This window comes from Fodinibius sediminis (genome assembly GCF_900182555.1).
Classification (GTDB): domain Bacteria; phylum Bacteroidota; class Rhodothermia; order Balneolales; family Balneolaceae; genus Fodinibius; species Fodinibius sediminis.
Genome location: NZ_FXTH01000002.1, coordinates 324,883 through 341,732, shown reverse-complemented (window position 1 = coordinate 341,732; position 16,850 = coordinate 324,883). Strand labels below are relative to the sequence as shown.

Sequence of the window (16,850 nt, the reverse complement as noted above, 5' to 3'; positions counted from 1 at the left end):
CGGGTTATAGCCATTCTTTTTCTTTAAAATAAAAGATCATAGCTACTGCAATGAGAGCCATAAGAATAAGCGAGGCCGGATAGCCCCAGTAGGTATTGAGTTCCGGCATGTTATAGGGACTGGCCTCGGGATTGAAATTCATTCCGTAAATACCTGCAATGAAGGTGAGCGGGATAAAGATGGTGGCAATGATTGTAAGTACCTTCATCACCTCATTCATCTTGTTGCTCAGGTTCGACATGTACAGATCGTGCAGGCTGAGCACCATATCGCGGTAACTTTCCATCGTGTCAATAACCTGGATGATGTGATCATAGACATCGCGCAAATATAGCCTGGTGTTATCGGATATCAGGTCAGATGGATCCCGGATTGCAGCATTGATGGCCTCGCGCAGTGGACGGATAGACTTGCGGAAGAGTGCGGTTTCACGCCGCACGCGGTGGATCCGGTGCAGCAGATCTTTATTTCCGTCTTCAAACAGGCCATCTTCAATTTGGATAATAGTATCCCCGATGTTATCCAGTGCGCTAAAATAATGATCTACGACGGTATCCAGGAGGGCATAAGCCAGGTAATCAACCGGATGGATCCGCAGCCGCCCCCCCTGAACGGAAAGTCGGTTTAGAATAGGTCTGAAATGATCGAGATCGGTTTCCTGGAACGAAAGGACATAATTGGGGCCCAGTACGATGCTTATTTGCTCGGAATGGAGTTCTTTTTGTTCATTGGAATAGGTGAACATGCGCAAAACAAAAAAGATACAATTCCCGTAGGTTTCCATTTTAGGATGCTGCCCGGTATTGACAATATCCTCCTGTATGAGGGGATGAAGGTCAAAAAAGGACCAGATTGATTTGAGCTTTTCCGTATCATGCAGACCCTTGACGTGAATCCAGGTCTTGGTAGGATTTTCAAGGTAGGGACGGCATTCCTCGATGTCGGTAACCGACAGCTGATCAATATGATCCTCATCATAATCGTAAAGAGAAATGATAACTTCCTCTACTTTCTGGTGCCCCACATATTCAACAGTGCCCGGGGCGGTACCCGGTTTCTGGGAGGGAAGCTGCTTTCGCCGTGTCAGGGGAGAGAATCGTTTTTTCGCCATTTCAGCTGCTCACTTAATTTGTCGATGAATACTTTAATATGGGCAAGACTGAAGGTATTTACAAACATCAAAAAAGGACCCGCACCAGAGCAGTACGGGTCCTTTTTCGGTCTAATGATAGGTATCGATTGTATCAGCTGTTGCCTAATTCTCCATTCCGTGCTTTTTCTTTGAGTTCTTCGTTAGCATAGATGGCGATCTCAACGCGGCGGTTTTGCTGTCGGCCTGCTTCGGTGCTGTTATCAGCTACCGGATCTTCTTCGCCGTAGCCGGTGATAATCATCCGCTCACTTGAGACGCCCTGCTCGGAAGTGTAGCTTGCTACAGCCTTGGCGCGATCTTCAGAGAGCCCCTGGTTGTATTCGGCCGAGCCCTCGCTGTCGGTGTGTCCGGCAAACAGGATTTCGGTATCCTCATACTTTTTCAGGATATCCGAGAGTTCTTCAATGCTTTCCCTGGACTCCGAACGGAGGGCATAGGAGTCAAAATCAAAGAGTATTCCGGAATCAAAGGTAATTTTGATACCCTCGCCTACTCGTTCGACCTCGGCATTTTCCAACTCGCTTTCGATCTCTTCGGCCTGCCGGTCCATATAATTCCCTATGGCTGCTCCGGCAGCTCCACCGACGGCAGCACCTATAATGGCACCGGTGACGGTATTGCCGGCAGCTTTACCAATGACCGCTCCGGCCAGTCCACCGGCCCCGGCGCCGATGGCACCGCCCTGGGCAGTCTTGCTCCAGCTTTTACATCCCTGAAATAATATACCTATTAAGCCAATACAAACTACAATTGCCGTACCTTTTTTAAATGTTGTCATAACAGTAGGAATAATTTGAATTTAAATGGAACAATGCATTATAGCTAATTAGTTGGCAGATGTTCCAGTTTGGTTTAACTGCATGGGCACAAATGAGTTATATCTTTATTTCGTTCCCATTTGGGAAGAACGAAAATGTCGCCGGACAGCCTGTATCTGCGGTAAAATTGATGATGCAGTCCAGAGTAAATTTATATTCCCCGCCAGCGTGTTCAGGCCTGAGAGGGATCTGCAAGGCAGCAGGCATGTTGCCTATTCGTAGCCCCGGCTCACCATCTGCCGGTGGGATATGGGGTACTGTCAGGCACACAGCTGGAAACGTGCCCTTTGGGTTATGTATGATTGAAAAAACCGTAAAAGCAGGCGGGCGGATTCTCAATAGTCTTTTTGCCGGGGATATCATATTTCGGTTATCTGCGTGTTTCCCTGTTGAGAGGGGATCTTTAAAGTGACATCAGGCCCCCATGCCCTGAACAGGGAACTCCAGTATGCCGGCGGGTCTGCAGCATTTAAAAAGCTCAACAGCTCATCCTCTGTTTTAACCAGGGCCCCCGTTTGGCTGTTCTTCAGCCGGGGTACAGGTTTTTCAAACGCTGCCGGGAGAACGCTATGAAGAACATCAGGTTGTTTCTGCCCGCAGTACTTCGAGCGGTGTTTTGTTGTAGATGCTGCGGCTGTTGATCATCCCGATCAGTATCGTCAGTCCTGTGATTAGCATCGTGCCAACGATGATTACCCAGAAACTGGGTACGAAGACCAGGTCAAAGTAGAAATATCCGAGAAGCCAGCTGGCCGTGACAGAAAGTGTCAGCCCCGTCAGTGCGGAAAGGAGGCCCAGGAATAGGTATTCGACTGAGAGGATCTGTATGATCTGTTTTTTGCTGGCCCCCATGGTCCGCAGCAGCACGCTTTCCCTGACTCGCTGAAAATGGCTGGTTGCCACTGAGCTGGCCAGCACAATGAGACCGGTCAGAATGCTGAAGAGGGCCATAAACTGGATGGCGAATGAAATTTTATCAATAAATTGATTGATGGTCTCCAGGATACGGCTTACATCTATGGCTGAGATATTGGGGTAGGCCTGGACCACCGCCTTCTGCATTTCAGCCGACACCTGCTGGCTGGGGGCCCGGGTTACGGTCACATAAATCTGCGGCGCCTGTTCAAGTACGCCAGTGGGGAAGAGCATGAAGAAATTGGGCTGAACCCGCCTGAAATCCACTTCACGGATGCTGCCCACATAGGCCTGGACAGAGACTCCTTGCACATCAAAGGTCAGCGAATCTCCGATTTCAAGATTCAGGTCTTCAGCAATTTCCCGGGCTGCGGACACGGGGACCGCTCCTCGGGCCGGATCGGCTTTCCCTGTCCACTCACCTTCAACAAGCGTCTCAGAGCTGACCAGCGAATCGCGGTAGGTGGATCGATATTCGCGTTGCAAGGCCCATCCGCGGACCTTGCTGGTGGTATCCTCGGAAATGGCGCGGCTACTGCGACCCCGCAGGGAGTCCAGCCGCATGGTGACCATGGGAACGTTCTGGAGGAGTGGCAGTCCCTCTTCGTCAAGAAGTTGGTTAAGCCCTTCATTCTGGTCGGGCTGTATGTCGAAAAAAATAAGGTTGGGAGCCTCCTCACGCGTGGCAAAGTCGAGTTCCTCCATCAGCATATCCTGGCTGAAGTAAAGAGTGCTCACAAGCAGCATGCCCAGACCCAGTGAAAGCATCAGGGTGGCCGTCTGGTTATTGGGCCGGTACAGGTTGGCCAGCCCCTGGCGCCAGACGTAGGGCCAGTGATCGGGAAAGTACCGCTTTACCACTTTCATCAGCAGCCGGGCTACGATCAGCAGAAGCCCAAAGGCTGCAATCATGCCCAGGGTGAACAAGCCACCAACCTTCCAACTGTCAGTAAGCAGGGTGGCATAGCCAAAGATGGTAAAAGCAACTACAGCATAAATAAGGAACTTGACCTTGTGGGACAGAAGCGAGGTGATGGATTCTTCGATTGTCCGCAAGGCGTACAGCGGAGATGCTTGGCGGAGGGCCAGAAGGGGCAGGAGGGCGAATACAAGCGCCACCCCTGTACCCGTGAAAAGGCCCAGAGCAATAGCAAGCCAGGAGACCGTCAACTCAACCTGGACAGGTAGAAAATCGCTTACAAGATTGGGAAGCAGATATTGAATGCCCAGGCCCAGGATCGTACCAGTCAGGGCTCCCAGGAAGCCCAGAACAACCGCCTGAATCAGAAAGATACTCATAGTCTGATCGGAGGAGGCGCCAAAACAGCGCAATACGGAGGCCGTGCTGATCTTCTGGTTGATGTAGACATGGATTGAGCTGGCAACCCCGATACCTCCGAGCAGAAGAGCAATAAAACCAACCAGGTTCAGAAATTTACCCAGGTTGCCGACGGCCTCTCCAATTTCCTCCCTTCGTTCCTCAACGGTCTCGTAATCAATGTCAATGCCGAGCTCATCCTCCAGTGAGTCGAGCTTTGCCTCGATGGGAGCCATGTCGCGGTCCTGCTGGAATTTGAAGTAGCGCTTGTATTCCACCCGGCTTCCGCGCTGAACCAGTTTGGTGGAATCGAGCATGGCCCGGGGGATGAATACACGCGGGCCGACCATGGCTGCTGCTGCCGCTTCACCGGGCACTTTGGTGATGGCCCCGCCTATGGGGAAGGTAACTTCGCCCACTTTGACGGAATCGCCAACTCCGAGGTCAAACTGGGTTAGCAGGGTTTGGTCTACAAGTGCAGAGCGATCTGTTTTAAACTGTTCGGCAGCACTGACCGGTTCGGTTTCAAGGGTGCCGTAAAAAGGAAAAGCCCCTTCCAGCGCCCGAATGTTGGAAAGGCGAGTGGCGCCGTTCGATGGAAAAAGGATCATTGACGGGAACTCGGTGATAAACGCCTGTTCGCCTCCCAGGGCATTGGCGTAGGCCTGCAAAGTATCAGGAAAGGGCTGTTCAGTCTCAATTTCGAGGTCGGCCCCCAACAGTTCCTTGGACTGGTTATTGATGGTATGGTTCAGGCTGTCACGGAAGGAGGTGATGGCAACTTGTGCAGCCACTCCGATGATAATGGCCGAGATATAGACGAACAGTCGTTTTTTGTTTGACCGTGCATCGCGCCAGGCCATTTTCCAGGACCAGCTTGAGAAAAATGAAGACATAGAAAAGGCAATTTAACGGTTAAGTTGTTCCACTTCAGCACGGTCAATCCATTCATCCTTGAAGATGGCCCCGTTTTTCAGATGGATGGTGCGCTGACACTGTTCGGCAAGCGAGAGGTCATGGGTAACCAGGATCAACGTGGTACCATTTATTTTGTTCAGATCAAAAAGCAGCTTTTCTATGGTTTGTCCGGTTTCAGTGTCCAGATTGCCCGTCGGCTCATCCGCGAAAAGGATCCTGGGCTTGTTGATAAAAGCACGGGCAATGGCTACGCGTTGCTGTTCACCGCCGGATAGCTGGGTGGCGTAATGATGCATGCGATCCTCAAGTCCGACGTCGGTTAACAGCTTCCGGGCATCTTCTTTCACTTTCTCTGTTCGCATCCCGCGCAGCTCAAGGGGAACCATCACATTCTCCAGGGCGGTCAGGGTGGGAACCAGCTGAAAGGTCTGAAAAACAAATCCAACGTATTGGTTTCGGACCTCGGCCCGCTCATCCTCACTGAGTGGCTCCAGCGGTATATCATTGAGGATCACCTCTCCCTCCGTTGGACGGTCCAGGCCCGCACAGAGTCCCAGTAAGGTTGTCTTACCGCTGCCCGAAGGACCTACAATGGCACAGGTGGTTCCCTCGTCTACTGAAAAAGAGATATGGTCCAGAACGGTAAGCTTGTGATCTCCACTGCTGAATTGTTGCGTGAGATTGGTTACTTCTAAAATTGGATTTGGATCCATAAAGTAATAAAGTGTTTATAAATCGGTTAATAAGACAGTGAAAATCAGTGGCAACCCGCCGGTTAACAGTGAGGACAGTGCTGAAGACTTTCGCGACAACTTTTCAAACAGGAGACACCGGTTTTTTATAGGTTTCCAAAATCACAGGAGGTTGACTATATCTTTAGATGAATGAATCATTCTACGCCTAAAATCGTTTCCTGATTTCCAAAGATAACCCCTAATCCGTACTAATTAGACTAATGAAACGTTTTTTTACATTATTTGTTACGCTTCTTTTTGTAACGCTAACGGCAGTTGGCCAGGATGAGCCTCACCGGATCCTTTTTTTTGGTGACAGTATCACGGCAGGCTACGGCATAGACAAAAAGGAAGCCTACCCGGCTGTCATACAGCAGAAAATCGATTCCCTGAACTGGGATTTCGAAGTGGTAAATGGGGGACTCAGTGGCGAAACATCGGCGGGGGGGCTTCGCCGCATTGACTGGATGCTGCGTCAGCCCGTTTCTGTTTTTGTGCTCGAGCTGGGCGGTAACGACGGTTTGCGGGGCATTGATCTGGAGGTAACCAAAAGCAATCTCCAGAAAATTATCGATAAGGTTCGGAAGCAGAATCCCGAAGCCACTGTCATGCTGGCCGGGATGCAGGTTCCGCCGAACCTGGGCCCGGAGTATACGAAAGAGTTTAAACAGATGTACCCGGCACTGGCAGAAACCAATGAGGTACAGCTTATCCCTTTTCTGCTGCAGGGAGTGGGAGGAGACAGGGCCCTCAATCAATCCGACGGCATACATCCTACAGCCGAAGGCCATAAAGTGGTAGCAGAAAATGTCTGGGAGATTCTGAAACCCATCCTGGAGAAAAAAAGACAGCTATAATTTTGTATGGCAAACTGCAGCATCCCAATAGTATGAGGATTTCCTGTACCTTATATTTATCTTGTATCAACTTATAACATAGTTCACTTAAAGTATTTTATAGATTCATTTCTGTTTGAAATCGTATTGTATTGATACCGTGGCAGACACGGTCACCATCTGATCGTATTCGGTTACCAGGCTGCCGGCGGATTTGTCACTGAATGCTGCTGCTTCCAGCAGGGGGCGAGGCGGGGCATCGTGATGAGAATAATTAATAGATTTTACTGAGGTAATTACTATATCACTCTCCTGCGCAATCAATTCCGCTTTATTTCTGGCGATACCTAACGCTTCTTTGAGTGCCTGATCTCGCCCAGTATCGGATTCGGAAGAAGTAAAATTGCCGCTGAACTCATCATAGCCATTTTCTATCAAAGCGATCTGAATCGCTTCATATTCCGTGAAATCCGAAAGTCCGAGACTGACCTGCTGTCGGGTGCGAACGCGGGTTTCCGGGTCCTCGCGGCGGGTGCTCACGCGGTTGATAGCCACCGGTTCGAACTGGATGTCCTCTTCTGGAATATCGTGTTGTCTGAGAAGGTCAATCAGTACCTTTTCTCGCTGCTGGTGCAGGTCGTAGGCTTCCTGCGGTGAACCGGCCTCGGCATTGATGTTGATATTGAAGTTTATTCCGTCAGCTGGTACCTCGACCGATGAGCTGGCATTGACAGAGAGGGCGTTTTCCTGAGCAAATGCAGATCCAACACAAAGCAGAAGGGTAAGGCTTGTCGTTAATAAACGCATAGTAGAATAATTTAAGTTAAAATTTTAACTAACTGTATATCAACAAGATATGATTGATTGTAATGTTTGATAAGATATATTTGACCCGCATACAATAATGACATTGGTCTGTCCTGAATAGCGTTCAGGTTCTTTGAGCAGGCTCGCAATGGCCACGCCGGCAGCACCTTCTATGATCTTGTGATGATACCTGATCATAGAACGAATGGCATCAGCGATTTCGTCTTCTGAAACCAGAATAAAATCATCCACCAGCTGTTTGCACAAATCAAAGGTGATGGAATCACGTTCAAAGCCGCCTGCCGATCCATCCGACAGCGTTTTCCTTGATTCCACGGCCTGGTATTCGCCGGCTTGTACGGATCTGCTCATCTCGGGAGAGCGGGCGGGCTGGCAGCCTGTTATGCGGATCTCCGGAGATGTATGTTTCATATAGCAGCCTATGCCGGAGATGAGCCCGCCGCCACCGACGGTTGCCAGTATGTTGTCCGGTTTGGGCAGCTGTTTTATAAGTTCCAGGCCAATGGTTCCCTGTCCTGCTATAACCTGGATGTCATTGTAGGGTGAAATATATGTCCACTGATGCTTGCGGGCAGTCTCGCGGGCATGGGTCTCCGTTTCAAAAGGGTCGTCGCCATGAAAGACGATTTCTATGCCGTAATTTTGAATGGCCTTGATTTTGGAATCTGCAGCATTGTGGGGTAGGAAAACCTTGCCTTCAATTCCCAGCAGATCGCAGGCCCTGGCAAAACCAAGGCCGTGATTTCCGGTCGAGGCCGTAACTGGAAGGCTATCCTGCTGTTGTTCCTGCATCCAGCGAAGTTTGTTGAGGCTGCCACGTGCCTTGAATGAACCGGTTATCTGTTCGTTTTCAAGTTTCAGATAGACATCACCGTCGCAGGCGTCACTCAGCCAATGCGAATAGATCAGGGGGGTGTTGAAAATATCGTTGTGGATGCGATTGTATGCACTCGCTATTTCTTCAAGCAAATTCATAAGAATGAACAGTCCTGTTATTCGGGCATTTGTTAATGCAGCCCGGAAATGATTGAAAGTTACTCAACGCTACTAAAAGATATGGAATGCTTCAAAAACGGAAGAAAAATATATTCAGCTGGAACAGTATTATTAATGCGGGATGAGTTGCCGGTGCTCCACGGGAAACCAGAATCACCCGGGGAGAGATGTTGCTTTTTGGGAGTAAGGGGACAGGCCCCTGAAGTAGGTTTAGTATGGTTTTAAAATAACTTATATAATAAGTGTAGCATATTGAATAGCAATGGGTTACTTTATACTGGAAGTCCTTCCATCTCCATGATCTTAAGGGCGTTTGTTGTGGGGCAGGGACCGGGTTTCAGCTTGTATTCGAAACTCATTTTGCCTTCTTCAATGGTTTCGGCAAAATGCCAGTTGCTTAACTGTGGAATGGTGTCTTCCAGCTGTGCCAGCTCAAGGTCGTGAGTGGAGACAAGTCCCACCCCATTTTTTCCAGCCACTCGTTTCAGGAAGGCTTCGCTCCCGCGCAGACGCTCCCGGTTGTTGGTACCCCGGTATATTTCGTCAACCATAAAGAAGACAGGCGTGTCGTGATTATCCTCAAGAAGATCGAGCAAGGTCCGGAGCCGTTTTACTTCTGCATAAAAATGGGAAAGGCCGTCATCCAGCGAATCGGAGATGTTGATACTCGTAAACAGGCGAAAGGGCCGGGCTGAGAAGGAGGCTGCATTTGCCGGTGCGCCGCTGAAGCAGAGGGCCAGGTTAATCCCGATGGTTCGCAGGAAGGTGCTCTTTCCGGCCATGTTGGATCCGGTGATAAGCAGAATGTCACCCTTGTTGTCGATCGTCACATCGTTGGTTACTTTCTGCTGGCGCGGAATGAGGGGGTGGCCGAGTGCAGAGGCGTGCAGGGGTTGTTTGTTACGGGGGCTTGGCAGGGCAAAGGTATAGTCGGGGTGAAGCCAAGCAAAGGTCGCCATGGATGAGAAGGCTTCGAGTTCATAAAAATGGTAAATCCATTCCTCCAGCCTGGGAGCGAGCTCCTGCTTGTAGGAACTCAGTTTCTGCGAGAAGTAGAGGTCCCAGGGAACAAGAAAATTCAGCAGTACCCAGACGACTTCGCTCTGCTGGGATGATGCGGCCCCGGCAATACGGACAATGCGTTTGATATATTTTGAAGGAGAGAAGCCGGCGGACCAGAACGGACGACAAAATTCTTTGATCCTCGATTTGGAGGGATAATCATAGGTTTCCAGGAAGTGAAGGACCGCATTAAACCGGCTGAGCAGTTTCTCTATCTGCGAGGATTCATCATATAGTCCCTGTATTTTCTCACTGTTAAAGTTGTAGATGATCAGGTAGGCCACCCAGCTGAAAACCACGTAGGGTCCGATCACGCCCAGCAGATACAGGATACCCAGTATAATGTTCAGGGCCGAGAGACCGCCCAGAAGCAGCAGGGGGAAGGTATATTTGACTTCCCTGGAGTCTTGCAAGTGGTGCAGAAGGTCTTCCAGCGTCCAGTCGCTGTCGAGCTCCTGTCGGCGGTTCAGTTCGGCTTGGAGGTGGAGAAAGTCTCGGAACGTGGGCATGCCGGTCAGTTCTTTCACGATGGCCTGTCGCGATTCGACCTCTTGGGGCTGGGGTTCCCTTTCGAGCAGATACGCAGCAAGTCTGTCGGTGCTGCCCTGGTAGGTGGTGGTATCCATAAGCTGTAGCAGCGAGTGCTTTCCGATAATGTCCAGATCGCTGGCATAGGGGTGTTCTGCGTAGTCATCGGAGGGAGTCCGGTAGGGGAGCTCCTCCCAGTGGAGGTCCTGCCGCGCGAGGTGGGAAGTGCGGATGGATTGCCAGGTACGAAATTTTTGAATGGCCTGATCAATGCGATTATGGATTTTTATCAGTCGCCAGAAGCCGGCTACAAATAAAGCGATGGCAAGCCAAAAAAGCCATTCGGGCCCCAGGCGCCCTGCCAGGTACACAAGAGCCAGTCCGCCTATAAAACTGCCGAGGCGGATCATGGACAGCCGGCCACTGAGCCGATCCAGTAAAGAGGTTTTGTGCTGCAGGCGTCGAACCTGGTTCTTCAGTGCTTGTCGTAAAGAGTCGCGGGTATAATCATGCATATGAAATAATAGTTACTGGCGATGGTTTGCGTCGTCTGATAATGGTTGTTGCCGGCTGCCGGCCAGCTGTTTCGAGCAGAATGTTTTCTGGAATATCCGGGAATAGTCTGATTCCAGACGAAGAATAGAGAAAGCAGCATAAAAATGCAGATGATTATACCGGTTTTTTCAGGGATGCCAGTGTAGCGCCCCATCCGCTGCGGTCACCGGCCAGCGAATAGCTTTCCACATGCGGGTTGCGTTCCAGCAGGGCGTGGACCGATCGCCGGAGGCTGCCTGTTCCTTTGCCGTGAATAATCCGAATTTCAAAAATTTCATTACGGAGGCATTCTTCGATATAAGCGGGGATCAGAGAGCCCAGTTCCTCCGGGCGGAAGGCATGAAGGTCAAGCGTGCCGTCAATGGGCAGTTCTTTAGGCTCGTTCGGCAAGTTCAAACCAGCGTTCCGTATGGGTTTCGATTTCTTTTTCCAGTTCGGCGTATCGATTTGATTTTTCACGTAGCTCACCGTGATCCAGCTCGCCGCTGCTAATCTGGGTTTCCAGGGCTTCTTTCTTGGATTCCAGCTTCTCGATGCGCTCTTCCAGTTTTCGGTATTCCCGGCGCTCATTGTAGCTCAGGCCCTCACTGCTGGATTGGCTGGGTTTGCTCGGCTTCGAGGCGCTTTGCTTCGTCTGGCTGCTGCGTGTTTTGGCTTCGCGGGCTTTCTTTTGCCGGCGATACTCCTCGTAGGTTCCATGGTGGTCGCGGATCTCCCCGTCCCCCTCGAACACGAAGTAGTGTTCAACAAGCTTGTCCATAAAGAAGCGGTCGTGGGAGACAAGGATAAGGCATCCTTCAAAAGCCAGGAGAAACTCTTCGAGCTTGTTGAGTGTAAGCAGGTCCAGGTCATTGGTCGGCTCGTCGAGGATGAGGAAGTTCGGGTTCTGGATGAGTACCATCATCAGGCTGAGCCTCTTTTTTTCGCCCCCGCTAAGTTTCTTCACGGGCGTGTACTGCATTTCCCGGCTGAACATAAAATGTTCTAAAAACTGGGAGGCAGAAATCTTTTTGCCGCTGGCAAGCTTGATGACTTTGGCAACACTTTCGATGACATCGATGGCTCGCTGATCTTCATCAAACTGAAGGCCTTCCTGTCGATAGTGGCCGAAAGCGATGGTTTCGCCTGTGCGTATCTTACCGGAATCGATCGGCTCTTCACCGGTGAGCATTTTCAGAAAGGTGCTTTTGCCGGCCCCGTTTTTACCGATGATTCCGATCCGTTCTCCTTTTTCAAAATCGTAATAGAAACTGTCGAGGATGGTTTCCTGTCCGAAGCTCTTGGATACGTTGATCAGTTCCAGGATCTTGCCTCCCATCCGCTGCATGTCCATCCGGAGCCGGAGTTCAGGACCTTCCGGGCCGGTATCGGTCTGGTCTTCAAGTTCCTTGAAGTCGTCAATGCGCGACTTGGACTTGCTGGTGCGTGCTTTGGGCGAGCGTCGCATCCATTCGAGTTCCTTCTTATAAAGCTGGTTGGCCTTGTGCAGTTTCTTGCGCTCTATTTCCTGCCGTTCGGCCCGCTTTTCCAGGAAGTATTGATAGTTGCCGTCGTGATGATAGAGTTTCCCGTCCTCCAACTCAATGATATGGTTGCATACGCGGTCCAGGAAATAGCGATCGTGGGTTACCATCAACAGCGTTTTGCTGCTGTTCTGCAGATATTCTTCGAGCCACTCAATCATATCCACATCCAGGTGGTTGGTGGGTTCGTCAAGAATGAGGAAATCGGGGTCATTCAGCAACACGAAGGCAAGGGCAACCCGTTTGCGCTGGCCGCCTGACAGCGTGGCGATCGACTGGTCAAGATCATGAATATTAAGTTTGCCCAGGATCTGCTCCATTCGCTGCTCGTAGTCCCACGCATCGGCGGCATCCATGGCTGTTGCCGCCTTTTCGAAGGCCCGACGGGTGTCATCGTTGTAATTTTCGGCCTGCTCGTGGGCTGCTTGCTCATACTGCTGGATGAGCTGCACCATTTTGTTGTCGCTTTGGGCAATGAAGGAACGGATGGTTTTGGTTTCGTCAAGATCCGGATCCTGTTCCAGAAAACCGATGCTCACATCGTTTTGAACCATTACCTTTCCCGCGTCGGGGGTTTCACGGCCCGCCAGTATTTTTAGGAGGGTGGATTTTCCCGTACCGTTTTCAGCAACAAGGGCTGTTTTGTCTCCCCTGGAAATTCCAAAAGACAGGTCTTCAAAGAGTACCTTGATGCCGTAGTTTTTAGCTAGGTTTTCTGTGGACAGGTAGGTCATGAATGGAGTGCAGCGAGATTTAAAATGAATTTCTTTCTGTGTGGGAAGATAAGAAAAGAAATGGTGAGTCACATACCGGGCAGAATGCCTTCGGTTTTAGGAGGGGAAAAAAGGAAGAGAAGTGAATTATCGATATTTATAATAGTTAAATTAGATGAATGATAAAGGGATATGGCATTTATATAAAAATTTTATAGGATCTGATTTTCACATTGGTTTCTGTGGAAGAATACTGTTACTTTAAAATGCCATTTTTAACATACTGATTCATGGACGGTCGTCCCAAAATGCTATTGGGGCGTTAAAAGGGAATCCGGTGATCAGTCCGCCTGTATTGATGGCAGGCAGAGAATCCGGAGCAGTCCCCGCTGCTGTAATCTCCTTAAACTTTTGATCCTTCAATACCACTGCCGCGGCTTCGGGGCGGGAAGGTTGTCAAGAGCGGAGTAAGCCAGAAGACCTGCCGCTGATGATGATGGAAAAGCTTTCGGGAGAAAAGCTGTACCTATGTCGCCACGACGCCTCCTTGAAATATACCTTCATTTTCGTTCGATCATACTTATTTCATTTATAGGTGTAACAGCCTGTGCCCCTTCGTCTTCTGATGACAAGCCAAATAATTATAAAACAGCCGGAGACGCGGCTGCCTTTCCCCACAAGGTCCAGGCGGAGTATGCCGAGGGTTTTCGAATAAGTTACCATCAAAACTATAAGCTGCTTGAAATACTGAAGCCGTTTCAAGACAAGGTTGATACCATACGCTATTCCTTGGTACAAAAAGAATTAGAAGAAAATATTAATGTAAATAATACATATGAAATAGCCATCCCGGTGCAGAGCATGATTGCGACTTCGGTAACCCACATCGCCCTTACCGATATGCTGAAGGCGAATGACATACTCGCCGGGGTAACCGGAGGAGAGTATGTATATAACCGGAAGGTACGGCAGAGGATTAGAAGGGGCGCAACAGCTGACTTGCCGGGGGGGGAGCTTAATATGGAAAAGGTGCTGGAGCTCAATCCTGATCTGCTGATGATTTCAGGAGGACAGTCATCGGAGCTTGACAAATACCGTGTGCTGATGGATGCGGGTATTGACCTGGTGGTCAATGCCGAGTGGCTGGAGACAACGCCGCTTGGCAAGGCGGAGTGGGTCAAGGTATTGGCTGCCTTGCTGAATAAAGAGGAGCTCGCTAACCGGAAGTTTGAAGAGGTGGCACGGCGATATCACTCATTGAAGGATACGGTTAATGCGGGTGGTAACAAGCCGCTGGTTATCAATAACATGCCGTACAAGGGGACCTGGTTTGTCCCGGGAGGTGGTAGTTTTACGGCCCGGTATCTCAAAGACGCCGGGGCTGCTTATCCCTGGTCGGATTCTGCCGAGAGCGGAGGGCTTCGCAAGGCATTTGAGGCGGTATACGAACAGGGGCTGAAGGCAGACATATGGTTGAATCCCGGCAGTGCAAAAACCCGGGAAGCGATTACAGCCAGGGACGAACGCTTCCGCGATTTTAAACCGTTCAGGAGGGGGGAGATCTATCACAACTATCGCCGGTCCAGTGAATCCGGGGCCAATGACTACTGGGAGAAAGGCGTCGTCCGGCCGGATGTCGTACTGGCTGATCTCATTAAGATTTTTCATCCGGGGACACTGCCCGATCATGAGCTTTATTTTTATCAGCAGGTGAAATGATGGGCGATCAGCTGTCAAATAATGGGATCAGGTCTCAGGGGAAGGTGCACCCGCTCTATTTTCTGGGACTGACGTCAGCGGTGGCGATTCTCTTTGTACTGAACCTTTCCCTCGGCTCCGTTTCCATCCCGTTTCCTGAACTCCTGGATATCCTGATGGGCGGGGAGGCGGGGAATACCGCCTGGGAAAAGATTGTGATCAATATTCGCCTTCCGCGGGCTGCAACGGCCGTAATGGCTGGCAGTGCACTTGCTGTAAGCGGACTTCTAATGCAAACGCTTTTCCGCAATCCGCTGGCAGGTCCCTCCGTGCTGGGTATTACGGCAGGAGCAAGCCTCGGGGTGGCTGTGGTGATGCTTGCGGCCGGGAGCATTACCACGGTCTTTGCAATTCGGCAGCTATCGGTTTTGGGAAGCGGAGTCATTATTTTGGCGGCCAGCGTGGGGTCAGCAGTTGTCTTGCTGCTTATACTCCTGATTTCCCTGAAGGTGCGGGACAACATCACGCTTCTTATCATCGGTCTGATGGTTGGAAATATGACCATTGCCCTGGTCAGCATCTGGCAGTATTTCAGTCGACCCGAGCAGATACAGGATTACCTGATCTGGACATTTGGAAGTCTGGGAGGGGTTTCTCTTGGACAGCTCTGGGTGCTGGGGGTTGTGACCGTGGCCGGAGGAGGTATTGCCATGGTGCTCTCAAAGCCGTTGAATGGACTGCTTCTGGGGAAAAACTATGCACGGAGCATGGGGATTCCCGTTTCCCGGGCCCGCCTCTGGATTATCATCAGTACAAGCCTGCTGGCAGGGGGCATCACGGCTTTTTGTGGGCCTATCGGTTTTGTGGGCATCGCTGTTCCTCATTTGACGCGGTCGCTGCTGGGGACCAATGAACATCGCGTACTTATCCCGGGTACGCTGCTGATGGGTGCACTGCTTTTGCTGGCCTGTGACATCATAGCCCAGATGCCGGGTTCGACGATTACCCTGCCTATCAGCGCGGTCACCTCCATGATCGGTTCGCCGGTAGTCATCTGGGTGATCATCAGGCGAAAAAACCTCAAGGCCGCATTTTGATGGAGGAGCAAAGCGCCATATCATCCCGGGATCTGGCGATCGGATTCCGCTCTGCGGGGCGCAGGCGGGCCTCACTGACTGTTGCCGACCATATTGATATAAACTTGCGGCGGGGTGAGGTAGTCTGCCTGCTGGGTCCCAATGGATCGGGGAAGTCGACCCTTATTCGTACGCTTGCCGGATTGCATGCTCCGCTGGACGGGAACATATACCTGTCGGGAGAGCATATAACCGATCTTTCAGTCAAGGAAATTTCTCGCAGGGTTAGCACGGTGCTCACCGACCGTCTGACGATCGGCAATATCAGCGTCTACGACTTGGTGGCATTCGGCCGCTCGCCCTATACGGGATGGTTCGGTTCGCTGAGCCCGGAGGATGAAGAAAGGGTTGCGTGGGCCATTGAGTCGGCGGGTATTGCCCATCTCAGGGAGCGTGATGTGCTTCACTTGAGTGACGGGGAGCGGCAGAAGGTCATGATCGCTCGTTCCCTTGCCCAGGATACATCGGCCATTCTGTTGGATGAGCCGACTGCTCACCTTGATCTTCCCAACCGGGTGGCCACCATTCGGCTGCTGCGAGCGCTGGCCCATGAGACGGGGAAAGCTGTGCTGTTGTCGACCCATGAGCTGGACCTGGCTCTGAAGGCGGCCGATACATTGTGGCTGCTCAATCAGAAGGGAAGGATAACGGCCGGAACGCCGGAAGACCTGGTCCTGGATGGCACTTTCGAAGCGGTATTTGAGCAGGCGGGTTTTGACTTTGACCGCTCAACAGGATCTGTCAGGCTCCATGAGCCCTCCCGGGGCCCCGTGTTTCTCAGTGGTGACCCCACAGGCACGTTCTGGACCCGGCGCGCCCTGGAACGTTCCGGCTACCGTGTTAATGAATCTGAGAAAGGTGATATCCGGATAGAGATCGCAGTTAACCAGCGTATATGCGGCTTCAGCTGGATTATACAATGCCGAGGAGATGCGTATAGTCATTCGTCGGTCAGGGAATTGCTCGTGGAGCTGTCACGCCTCGATGAAGCCAAAGATGCGCCATGAGTTTATACACCGACCTGGAGACGCTGGCCTGGATGATGGGAATACAATAAAATAAAAGGCTGTCATATAGAATGAGGGTACCAAGCCATTCACTTAGTACCCCGGTGCGATA

General features: G+C 51.0%; 13 protein-coding genes and 1 riboswitch. Of the genes, 4 read left to right on the top strand and 9 right to left on the bottom strand.

The genetic code is table 11. The annotated features are described in order from the left end of the window. Nucleotides 1-4: 4 nt before the first annotated feature. The 4 genes from corA to FN808_RS03490 form a co-directional block, all read right to left on the bottom strand. On the bottom strand, nt 5-1,111 hold the full coding sequence (gene corA, locus FN808_RS03505) for a magnesium/cobalt transporter CorA (RefSeq protein WP_142713168.1): 1,107 nt from the start codon (nt 1,109-1,111) through the stop codon (nt 5-7). Between the two features lie 133 nt (nt 1,112-1,244). Continuing rightward, a complete protein-coding gene (locus tag FN808_RS03500; protein ID WP_142713167.1) occupies nt 1,245-1,931 on the bottom strand; it encodes a YiaD family glycine zipper/OmpA-like lipoprotein in 687 nt (228 codons plus the stop codon). Nucleotides 1,932-2,550: 619 nt separating this feature from the next. Continuing rightward, on the bottom strand, nt 2,551-5,100 hold the full coding sequence (locus FN808_RS03495; protein ID WP_142713166.1) for an ABC transporter permease: 2,550 nt from the start codon (nt 5,098-5,100) through the stop codon (nt 2,551-2,553). Between the two features lie 12 nt (nt 5,101-5,112). Then, nucleotides 5,113-5,835, bottom strand: coding sequence for an ABC transporter ATP-binding protein (locus FN808_RS03490; protein WP_142713165.1), 723 nt, complete (start codon nt 5,833-5,835; stop codon nt 5,113-5,115). 242 nt (nt 5,836-6,077) lie between these two features. Between FN808_RS03490 and FN808_RS03485 the strand changes: the two genes are divergently transcribed. Next, nucleotides 6,078-6,713 (top strand): arylesterase, encoded by a 636-nt coding sequence (locus FN808_RS03485; RefSeq protein ID WP_142713164.1) that lies wholly within the window; start codon nt 6,078-6,080, stop codon nt 6,711-6,713. Between the two features lie 105 nt (nt 6,714-6,818). Here the strand turns inward: FN808_RS03485 and FN808_RS03480 are convergent, their stop codons facing one another. From FN808_RS03480 to FN808_RS03460, 5 genes are all read right to left on the bottom strand, one after another. After that, nucleotides 6,819-7,499, bottom strand: a complete 681-nt coding sequence (locus FN808_RS03480; RefSeq protein WP_142713163.1) for an SIMPL domain-containing protein — start codon at nt 7,497-7,499, stop codon at nt 6,819-6,821. A gap of 39 nt (nt 7,500-7,538) precedes the next feature. Then, nucleotides 7,539-8,495: a threonine/serine dehydratase gene (locus FN808_RS03475; protein ID WP_142713162.1), complete on the bottom strand. Its 957-nt coding sequence runs from the start codon at nt 8,493-8,495 to the stop codon at nt 7,539-7,541. Nucleotides 8,496-8,788: 293 nt separating this feature from the next. Beyond that, nucleotides 8,789-10,621, bottom strand: a complete 1,833-nt coding sequence (locus FN808_RS03470) for a MutS family DNA mismatch repair protein (RefSeq protein ID WP_142713161.1) — start codon at nt 10,619-10,621, stop codon at nt 8,789-8,791. 154 nt (nt 10,622-10,775) lie between these two features. Beyond that, nucleotides 10,776-11,057: a Smr/MutS family protein gene (locus FN808_RS03465; RefSeq protein WP_142713160.1), complete on the bottom strand. Its 282-nt coding sequence runs from the start codon at nt 11,055-11,057 to the stop codon at nt 10,776-10,778. After that, the gene (locus FN808_RS03460; RefSeq protein ID WP_142713159.1) at nt 11,035-12,918 is read right to left on the bottom strand and encodes an ABC-F family ATP-binding cassette domain-containing protein; all 1,884 of its coding nucleotides are present in this window, start codon (nt 12,916-12,918) and stop codon (nt 11,035-11,037) included. Before FN808_RS03460 ends, FN808_RS03465 begins: the two co-directional genes overlap by 23 nt. A 257-nt stretch (nt 12,919-13,175) precedes the next feature. After that, nucleotides 13,176-13,400, top strand: a riboswitch (cobalamin riboswitch). A gap of 25 nt (nt 13,401-13,425) precedes the next feature. Between FN808_RS03460 and FN808_RS03455 the strand changes: the two genes are divergently transcribed. Genes FN808_RS03455 through FN808_RS03445 form a run of 3 tightly spaced genes read left to right on the top strand, consistent with a single transcriptional unit; the run spans nt 13,426 to nt 16,738 of the window. After that, the gene (locus FN808_RS03455) at nt 13,426-14,616 is read left to right on the top strand and encodes an ABC transporter substrate-binding protein (RefSeq protein WP_142713158.1); all 1,191 of its coding nucleotides are present in this window, start codon (nt 13,426-13,428) and stop codon (nt 14,614-14,616) included. Then, a complete protein-coding gene (locus tag FN808_RS03450; RefSeq protein WP_350354183.1) occupies nt 14,616-15,692 on the top strand; it encodes an iron ABC transporter permease in 1,077 nt (358 codons plus the stop codon). Before FN808_RS03455 ends, FN808_RS03450 begins: the two co-directional genes overlap by 1 nt. Then, nucleotides 15,692-16,738: an ABC transporter ATP-binding protein gene (locus tag FN808_RS03445; RefSeq protein ID WP_221929891.1), complete on the top strand. Its 1,047-nt coding sequence runs from the start codon at nt 15,692-15,694 to the stop codon at nt 16,736-16,738. The genes FN808_RS03450 and FN808_RS03445 overlap by 1 nt, the downstream gene beginning before the upstream one ends. The last annotated feature ends 112 nt before the right edge of the window (nt 16,739-16,850 follow it).

Coding starts and splice junctions, on each gene's coding strand:
- corA (WP_142713168.1), bottom strand. CDS start 1,111: ATGGCGAAAAAACGATTCTCTCCCCTGACACGGCGAAAGCAGCTTCCC.
- FN808_RS03500 (WP_142713167.1), bottom strand. CDS start 1,931: ATGACAACATTTAAAAAAGGTACGGCAATTGTAGTTTGTATTGGCTTA.
- FN808_RS03495 (WP_142713166.1), bottom strand. CDS start 5,100: ATGTCTTCATTTTTCTCAAGCTGGTCCTGGAAAATGGCCTGGCGCGAT.
- FN808_RS03490 (WP_142713165.1), bottom strand. CDS start 5,835: ATGGATCCAAATCCAATTTTAGAAGTAACCAATCTCACGCAACAATTC.
- FN808_RS03485 (WP_142713164.1), top strand. CDS start 6,078: ATGAAACGTTTTTTTACATTATTTGTTACGCTTCTTTTTGTAACGCTA.
- FN808_RS03480 (WP_142713163.1), bottom strand. CDS start 7,499: ATGCGTTTATTAACGACAAGCCTTACCCTTCTGCTTTGTGTTGGATCT.
- FN808_RS03475 (WP_142713162.1), bottom strand. CDS start 8,495: ATGAATTTGCTTGAAGAAATAGCGAGTGCATACAATCGCATCCACAAC.
- FN808_RS03470 (WP_142713161.1), bottom strand. CDS start 10,621: ATGCATGATTATACCCGCGACTCTTTACGACAAGCACTGAAGAACCAG.
- FN808_RS03460 (WP_142713159.1), bottom strand. CDS start 12,918: ATGACCTACCTGTCCACAGAAAACCTAGCTAAAAACTACGGCATCAAG.
- FN808_RS03455 (WP_142713158.1), top strand. CDS start 13,426: ATGTCGCCACGACGCCTCCTTGAAATATACCTTCATTTTCGTTCGATC.
- FN808_RS03450 (WP_350354183.1), top strand. CDS start 14,616: ATGGGCGATCAGCTGTCAAATAATGGGATCAGGTCTCAGGGGAAGGTG.
- FN808_RS03445 (WP_221929891.1), top strand. CDS start 15,692: ATGGAGGAGCAAAGCGCCATATCATCCCGGGATCTGGCGATCGGATTC.